The sequence below is a fragment of the Chloroflexota bacterium genome (genome assembly GCA_020850535.1).
Taxonomy (GTDB): Bacteria; Chloroflexota; UBA6077; order UBA6077; family JACCZL01; genus JADZEM01.
The window spans coordinates 1-7,325 of the sequence record JADZEM010000066.1 but is presented as its reverse complement, the minus strand read 5'-3'; the positions used below and the strand labels follow the sequence as shown (position 1 = coordinate 7,325).

The following is a 7,325-nucleotide window of genomic DNA, read 5'->3' as shown; positions in this document are numbered from 1 at the left end:
CCCTCGTCCTTTCCGTCGCTTGCCCAACCTGCCACTCCCGCATCCCCCTGCCCACTCGCTCTGCCACCCCTCACGCCAGCCAGAGACTCGCTCGCCTTCCTACTGATGGGACGCCAGAGTAGTGCTAGGCACACCCGGCCATCGCCGAGCTGCAGGTTATCGGGATCCCCAGCGAACGGTACGGCGAGGAGGTCACGGCGTGGGTCAGGCTGCGCCGCGCTCGCCACTCGTGGGTGGCGTCGCCGGCGGTCGAGGGTGGGCAGGTGCGGCGGCAACGCCGGCCCGCCCCTTCGCGCAGGCAGATTGCATGAAGCATGCGATCCGGGCACAATGCAGGGCAGCCCTTCGAGGTGACTGCCATGTCGACTCCAGCTCAGGTCTGGCGTCCGCCGGCCTCCGTGTCCCGCGAGGAGATCGTTCGCGCCTCCAACGAGGTGCTGGCGCGGCCTGACCGCGACATCTCCGAGCGCACCGACGTCTTCACCCTGCAGAGTCTCGGTTTGCCCTGGGATGTCGCCTGCGCCGTCGTCGCGCCCAGCGACCCCGCCCACCAGGCGCTCGGCGCAGACGGCAAGAAGATCGGCGTGTTTCTGCTCCACGGCGGCGGCGGCGACCACCGCTCCAAAGTCCCGATGGCCCGCTTCCTGGCCCGCAAGTTCGGGTACAGCGTCGCCTGCATGACCTACCCCGGTCACTTCGCCTTCGACACCCCGAACCACGAGTGGCCCGGCGACACCATCAACCCGGACGGGACCGTCCGCACCCCGCGCTGGACCCGCGACGGCCAGATCACGCCCGATCAGTACGAGGTCGTGCAGGACACCTCGAACCTCGAACGGCGGCGCAAGTGGGGAACGCTCTTCTTCGCCCGCGCCCTGCCCGGCAGCGAGTTCTACGCTCGCATGGCCGCGTGGCCCGGAGCCTTCGACGACGCCATGACCGAGGTCTGCCGCCGCTGCTTTCCAGCGGACAGCTACTCCGTCTACGCCCACGGCCATTCGACAGGCGGCCCGTTCGTTCACATCCTGTTGCAGCGCGTGCCGAACGCCGTCGGGCTGCTCGGCATGGAGAGCAGCCCGTTCGGGGCCGTCTACGGCAGGATGCTCGGGATGACCTGGGACTACCCCTTCACCGACCTGACCATCCGTACCTGGCGGCACATCGCCAAGTACGTTGGCTCCGAGGCCGGGCCAGAGGGGGCCTGGAAGCTCCCCTGGCTGATGGAGGATGTGTTCGAGGCCTGGGAACGCTCCAGGAAGCAGCCCCAGTTCAAGGCCGAGTACCTCATCACCTATGGGAACGTCGAGCAGCTGGGTGCAGCCGCCCGCGCGACTGCCCGGCGGCTCGGCCTCGACGCCGAGGAGGCCGCCGCCCTGGTCGCGCGCTTCGAAGGCTACCCGATGCCGCTCAGCGGTCCGAGCGCCCGGCCCGTCCCGCCGCTGCTGTACGGCATTGCGAAGGGCAGCCGCGACCACACCGTCGACCGCTACCAGCACGTCGTGCTGCCCACCTACGTCGATCTCGACCCACAGCCCCGCACGGCGCTCGTCGTGTTCCAGGCCGGCGTCCACGGCTACGAGAAGCCCGAGGACGATCTGCCGAACGGCGTCCTGCCGGCCGTCGCCCAGTTGTGGGACGAGGCTATCGCCGAGGGCTACTACTTGCCGTAGGCCACGTTCTGCCGCGGGCGCCTGCCGTCCGTGGGCGCGTCAGGGCGATTCGCCTGACTCCTATGCACGCCACCCCCCTGTCACGAAAGGTTCGGCCGGGCGCAAGCCGCCCGGCTCGGACCGTCCGCCATCCTGCCGGCTTCCAGCACACGAGCCGGCAGGCCAGGGCGAAGAAGGACGACACCCCATGAGCACCAGCACCTGGGCGCCGCCCGCCGAGGTCACCCGCGAGGCCATCGTCGCGGCCTCGGACCGGATCCTGGCCCGGCCGGATCTGCCGCTTGAGGTCCGCGAGGACATCTTCCGCATCCGCGTCCACGAGCTTGACTGGGACATCGGCGGCAAGGTCTACCAGCCGAAAGACGAGTCCGCCATCCCGACCGGCCCAGACGGCAAGAAGATCGGCGCGTTCCTGCTGCACGGCGGCGGCGGCGACCATCGCGGCATGGAGCCGCTGGCGCTGCTGCTCGCGCGCAAGCTCGGCTGGAAGATCGCGACGCTCTCCCACCCCGGGCACCTCTACCTGCACGACGACGGCCGCGACTGGCCCGGCGACACCATCAACGGCGACGGTACCGCCCGCACCCCGATCTGGTGCACGGACGAGGTCATCACTCCGGACCAGTACCGCATCGTCGAAGACCGCTCCGATCCGGTCTTCCGCGCCAAGTACGGCACCCTGATCTTCCTTGAAGCGAAGGAGGGCACGCCGTTCTACGACCGCATGGGATCGTGGCCGGCCGCCTTCGAGCAGGCGATGATCGCCGTCTGCAAGCGCAATTTCCCCGCCGAGACGTTCTCGATCTACGCGCACGGCCACTCGACCGGCGGCCCGTTCGTCCATATGCTGCTGCAGCGCGTCGAGAACATCGCCGGGCTGATCGGCATCGAGAGCACGCCGTTCGGCCGCATCATGAGCGCGATGCTCAAGCAGACGTGGCCGTACCCGTTCAACTGGATCACCGTCCGCACCTGGCGGGACATCGCGCGGTACGCCGGCCCCGAGGCGGGCGCAGACGGCATGAAGCGCCTCCCCTGGCTGATGGAGGACGTGCTTGCCGCCTGGGAGCTTCGCAAGCCGGCCCCCAACATCAAGGCCGAGCACGTCGTCCAGTTTGCCGCCTACGACGTGCTGGAGGCCGGCGCCCGCTCGGCCGCCCGTCGGCTCAAGCTGAACGCCGAGGAGACCGAGGCGCTGGTCGCCCACTACCGCGACTACCCGCGTGAGCTGTCCGGACCGGGCGTCAAGCCGGTGCCGCCGCTGCTCTACGGGATCACCAGCGGCAGCCGGGACCACACCCGCGCCCGCTACGAGGGCATCCTGCTCCCGGAGCTGGCGAAGATCGATCCGGCCCCGAAGGCGCGGGTGGTGCAATTCATGGCCGGCGTTCACGGCTACATGAAGCCCGAGCAGGATCTCCCGAGCGGCATCGGTCCGGCCATCATCAGCCTGTGGCAGGAGGCCATCGACGCGGGCTACTACCTCGCCTGACGGGGCAATCCCTCACCCCGGGCAGAACACCCCCCACCCCCGCCCCGCGGCGCGGGGGTGAGGGGCAGACGCGGGCCGGCTGCCCCTCACCCGATGCTACGCCGCCCGGCCTCGGCCGCCGCGCAGGCGCGGGTCCAGCTCGTCGCGGAGCCAGTCCCCGACGAGGTTGACGGCCAGCACCGTCAGGCTGATCGCCAGCCCGGGCAGCGCCGAGACCCACCACGCCGAGTTCAGGTACGGCCGGCCCTCGGCCAGCATGCTCCCCCAGCTCGGCGTCTGCGGATCGACGCCCAGCCCCAGGAAGCTCAAGCTGGACTCGGTGATGATGTTGCCGCCCAGCGAGAGCGTCGCGATGACGATGACCGGCGTCAGGGCGTTCGGGACCACGTGCCGCAACACCGTCCGGACCGAGTTTGCCCCCAGAGCCCGCGCCGCCTGTACGTACTCCACCTCGCGGAGGGGGAGCACCGTGCTCCGCATCACCCGGGCGTAGCGGACCCACCCCCCGATGCTGAGCGCCAGCACCACGCTGCCAACCCCTGCTCCGAGCACGGCCATCAGCGTGATCGCCAGCAGGAACGACGGAAACCCAAGCTGCACGTCGGCGATCCGCATGATCACGATGTCCGGCCAGCCGCCGCGCCAGCCGGCCACCACCCCGAGCAAGCTGCCGACCACTGCCGCCAGCAGCACCGAGGCGAACCCCACGGTCAGTGAGACGCGCGCCCCGTGGAGCAGCCGCGAGAGCGTGTCTCGGCCGATCGGGTCGGTGCCGAGCGGATGATCGAGCCGCGTGAGCGGAGCCGCGAGGCGGGCGTCCAGCGCGCCATCCCGAGGGTCGAACGGGCTGAGCACGCCGGCGAAGACTGCTGAGAGGACCATGATGGCGAGGATCGCCAGCGCCGGCAGCACTGATTGATGACGCAGCAACCGCTTCATCGGTAGCGCACCCGAGGATCGAGGAACGCGTACAGCAGGTCCACAACCAGGTTGATCCCGATGTAGATGACCGACACCAGCAGCACGCCGGCCTCCACGACCGGGATGTCGCGCTGTTCGAGCGCCGCGATCAGCGTCCGCCCGATGCCCGGCCACGCGAAGACGCTCTCGACCACCACCGAGCCGTTGAGCAGCGCCCCCATCTCCAGCCCGATGACGGTCACCAGCGGCAGCAGGGCCGCCCGCAGCGCGTGCCCCACCAGCACCGTACGTTCGCGCAGGCCCTTCGCGCGGGCCGTCCGCACGAAGTCCTGTGCCAGCATCTCCAGCATGCAGGAGCGCACCAGCCGCGCAAACTGCGCCAGCGGCCCGGTCGCCAGGGTGAGGGCCGGCAGGATCAGGTACTCCGGCCCCTGCCGCCCGGAGACCGGCAGCCAGCGGAGCTCCACCGCCACCACCAGGATCAGCATCAGCCCGAGCCAGAACCCGGGGATCGACTGGCCCACCAGCGCCAGCCCCATGCAGGCGCGGTCCCACCACGATCCTCGGCGGACGGCCGCCAGAATCCCGAGCGGGAACGCCACCACCAGCGCCACCAGCAGGGCGGTGGCCGCCAGCTGCATCGTGGCGGGGAACCGCTCGACGACCAGATCCATGGCCGGCATGTCGTTGCGGAACGACATGCCGAAGTCGCCGCCGGCCGCCGCGCCGAGCCAGTTCAGGTACTGCACGGGCAGCGGCAGATCCAGCCCGAGCTTGCGACGGTAGTCTGCGCGCTGCTCCTCGGTGGCCCAGTCCGGGAGCATGGTGAGGACGATGTCGCCGCCGGTGTAGTGCAAGAGCATGAACACCACCAGCGACGCGCCCACCACGACGAAACACGCCTGTATCAGCCGCTGCGCGATGATCCGGGACACGGCTTAGCCCGAGATGGACATGCGCCAGACCCGTAGCCGCTCGTCGCCGCTTGGCGTGAAGCCCTGCACCTTTTTAGCCGTGCCGTAGATCTCCGGCTGCTTCCACAGGAAGAGCATCGGGGCCTGGTCGGACATGCGGGCCTGGGCCTGGAACGACCACTGCTTCCGCTCGTCCGGGGTGCCGCCGGAGTACATCTTCTTCATCAGATCCTGGAACTCGGGATCGTCCCACTGCATCGAGTTGCCGGCGTGGTTGAGCCGCATGATGTCGAAGTCCAGGCCGGCGTCGAAGAACGGCGCGGTGCTCCGCATGTACATGCCGTTGGTGGTGCGGTCGCGCTGCATCTGGGTGGTGACGTTCGGCTCGACCGGGTTGAGCGCAACGTCGATGCCCAGCGGACGCAGGCTGGAGGCGATGGCCTGCGGGAACTCGCTGCCCTTCATGTAGCTGCTGGCCGAGAGGTCGAAGGTGATCTTCGTGCCGCTTCCGACGCCGGCCTCGGCCAGCAGGGCTTTCGCCTTCGCCTGGTCGTAGGCGTAGCCCTTGACGTTCGGGCTCTCGTTGGGCGGGTTGACCCAGGTCTTCATGCGGGTGGTCGCGCCGCCGAGGATCGCCTTGCAGATGCCCTCGATATCCACGCCGTAGTTGATCGCCTGCCGCACCCGCACGTCGTCCAGCGGCTTGATCTTGGTGTTGAAGCCAGCGAACACGCGCCGCCCGCCGGCGATTGAGAGCGACTTGAGTTTGGCGTCGGCATCCACCTCGGCGATGGAGGTCGGGTCGAGTTGCTCCATCAGGTCGATGGCGCCGGTCTTCAGATTCGCGAGGCGGGCCGTATGCTCGGGGGTCCAGCGCCAGGTGACCGTCTTGATGGTCGGCTTCTGGCTGTCCCAGAAGCCCGGGTTGGCCTCCAGCACGATGCGGTCGCCGCTGGCCCACTCTTTGAAGATGTACGCGCCCGTGCCGATGGGCTTCCGCGCGATGGTCTTCGGGTCGGTCTCGGCCAGGTACTTGGGCGGGTAGATGAAGTGGTCGTTGGCGAGGCGCGCCAGCATGTGGGGCGTCGCCGTCTTGGTCTTGAAGCGGACCGTGTACGGATCGACGACCTCGATCTTCTCGATGTTGACGTCGGCGGCCCAGGTGTTCCGCGCTTTCAGGTTCGGATCGACGCTTCGCTCGTAGGTGACCTTCACGGCCTCGGCGTTGAACTGCTCCCCGTTCTGAAACGTCACGCCCTGACGCAGCTTGAACTCCCAGGTCAGATCGTCCACCTGCTTGTACGCTTCAGCAAGCCGAGGAACGACCGCCAGGTTCTCGCCGGTGGTGAACAGGCCGTCCATGACGTTGACAATCGGGTTGTACTCGGTGGTGCCCGGCGCGAACATCGGATCGAGCGTGGACGGCTCGTTGGCAAGACTGATCGTGATCGAGCCGGCCGCGTCGCCAGCCTTGACGGCTGGGGCGCCGGCGGCCGGCTTGGCGGCCTCGGCCGGCTTGGTGGCCTCGGCCGGTTTCGCGGCCTCGGCCGGCTTGGCGGCCTCAGCGGGTTTGGCCGGCGCCGCGGCAGTTGTTGGCGCGGCAGCGGCTGGTTTCGCTGGCTCCGCCGCCGGCTTCGCTGGGGCCGGAGCAGCCTGGCCGCAGGCGGCGGCCAGCGCGCCAGCGCCGCCCAGCAGCATCAGGCGCAACAGGTCACGGCGGGACCGCCGAACGGCTGTCAAACGACGGGTGGGCAGCACCGACGACATGGGAAGCCTCCTGGGCCGAGCTACTCGGCGGCAGTGTGGACCGCGAAGACGCAGCCTCCCAGACGTCCGCCGCGCTCCCAACCCGCAGCGTCGTGTGGGCGCCGCCGAGATCCCCACGCGCTGCGAGTACGGCGTCCGTCCAGCATCAGGCCGCATCTTTCATGAGGTATTCTGCATGCGATGGTAGCCCAGCCTGCGTCTCGGTGCCACGCTGCTCGCGCGGCGGCCAGGGCGATCGCATGTTGATGTCGTCGTGCGGCGGCGTCGGGGCTTGAAAGCCCCGCCTACGATCCTGCAGTCGCTGCGCGACGCTCCAGGCTCGCCAGTCGATGCTGTTCCCGGCTGCCGTCGCGCAGCGACTGAATGCGTGTAGGTGGGGACTTCAGTCCCCGACCGCCCGTTCCATGATGCTTCGGGGACACCGATGAACATGCGATCGCCCTGGCGTATCGCCCTGGGCGATGGCATGTTGATGTCGTCGTGCGGCGGCGTCGGGGCTTGAAAGCCCCGCCTACGATCCTGCAGTCGCTGCGCGACGCGCCAGTCTCGCCTGTTGCTGCT

General features: G+C 69.1%; 5 protein-coding genes. 2 read left to right on the top strand and 3 right to left on the bottom strand.

The genetic code is table 11. The features are described from left to right. Positions 1-359: 359 nt before the first annotated feature. Positions 360-1,670, top strand: coding sequence for a hypothetical protein (locus tag IT306_09810; GenBank protein ID MCC7368708.1), 1,311 nt, complete (start codon positions 360-362; stop codon positions 1,668-1,670). A 187-nt stretch (positions 1,671-1,857) separates the two neighbouring features. Continuing rightward, the gene (locus tag IT306_09805; GenBank protein ID MCC7368707.1) at positions 1,858-3,162 is read left to right on the top strand and encodes a hypothetical protein; all 1,305 of its coding nucleotides are present in this window, start codon (positions 1,858-1,860) and stop codon (positions 3,160-3,162) included. Positions 3,163-3,258: 96 nt separating this feature from the next. Here IT306_09805 and IT306_09800 read toward each other — a convergent pair whose 3' ends face one another. The 3 genes from IT306_09800 to IT306_09790 are packed head-to-tail and all read right to left on the bottom strand — an operon-like array spanning position 3,259 to position 6,764. Then, positions 3,259-4,101, bottom strand: coding sequence for an ABC transporter permease (locus IT306_09800; GenBank protein ID MCC7368706.1), 843 nt, complete (start codon positions 4,099-4,101; stop codon positions 3,259-3,261). After that, positions 4,098-5,018 carry an ABC transporter permease gene (locus IT306_09795; protein ID MCC7368705.1) on the bottom strand — a complete coding sequence of 307 codons (921 nt, stop codon included), beginning with the start codon at positions 5,016-5,018 and terminating at the stop codon, positions 4,098-4,100. The genes IT306_09800 and IT306_09795 overlap by 4 nt, the downstream gene beginning before the upstream one ends. Positions 5,019-5,021: 3 nt before the next feature. Beyond that, a complete protein-coding gene (locus IT306_09790) occupies positions 5,022-6,764 on the bottom strand; it encodes an ABC transporter substrate-binding protein (GenBank protein ID MCC7368704.1) in 1,743 nt (580 codons plus the stop codon). Positions 6,765-7,325 lie beyond the last annotated feature (561 nt).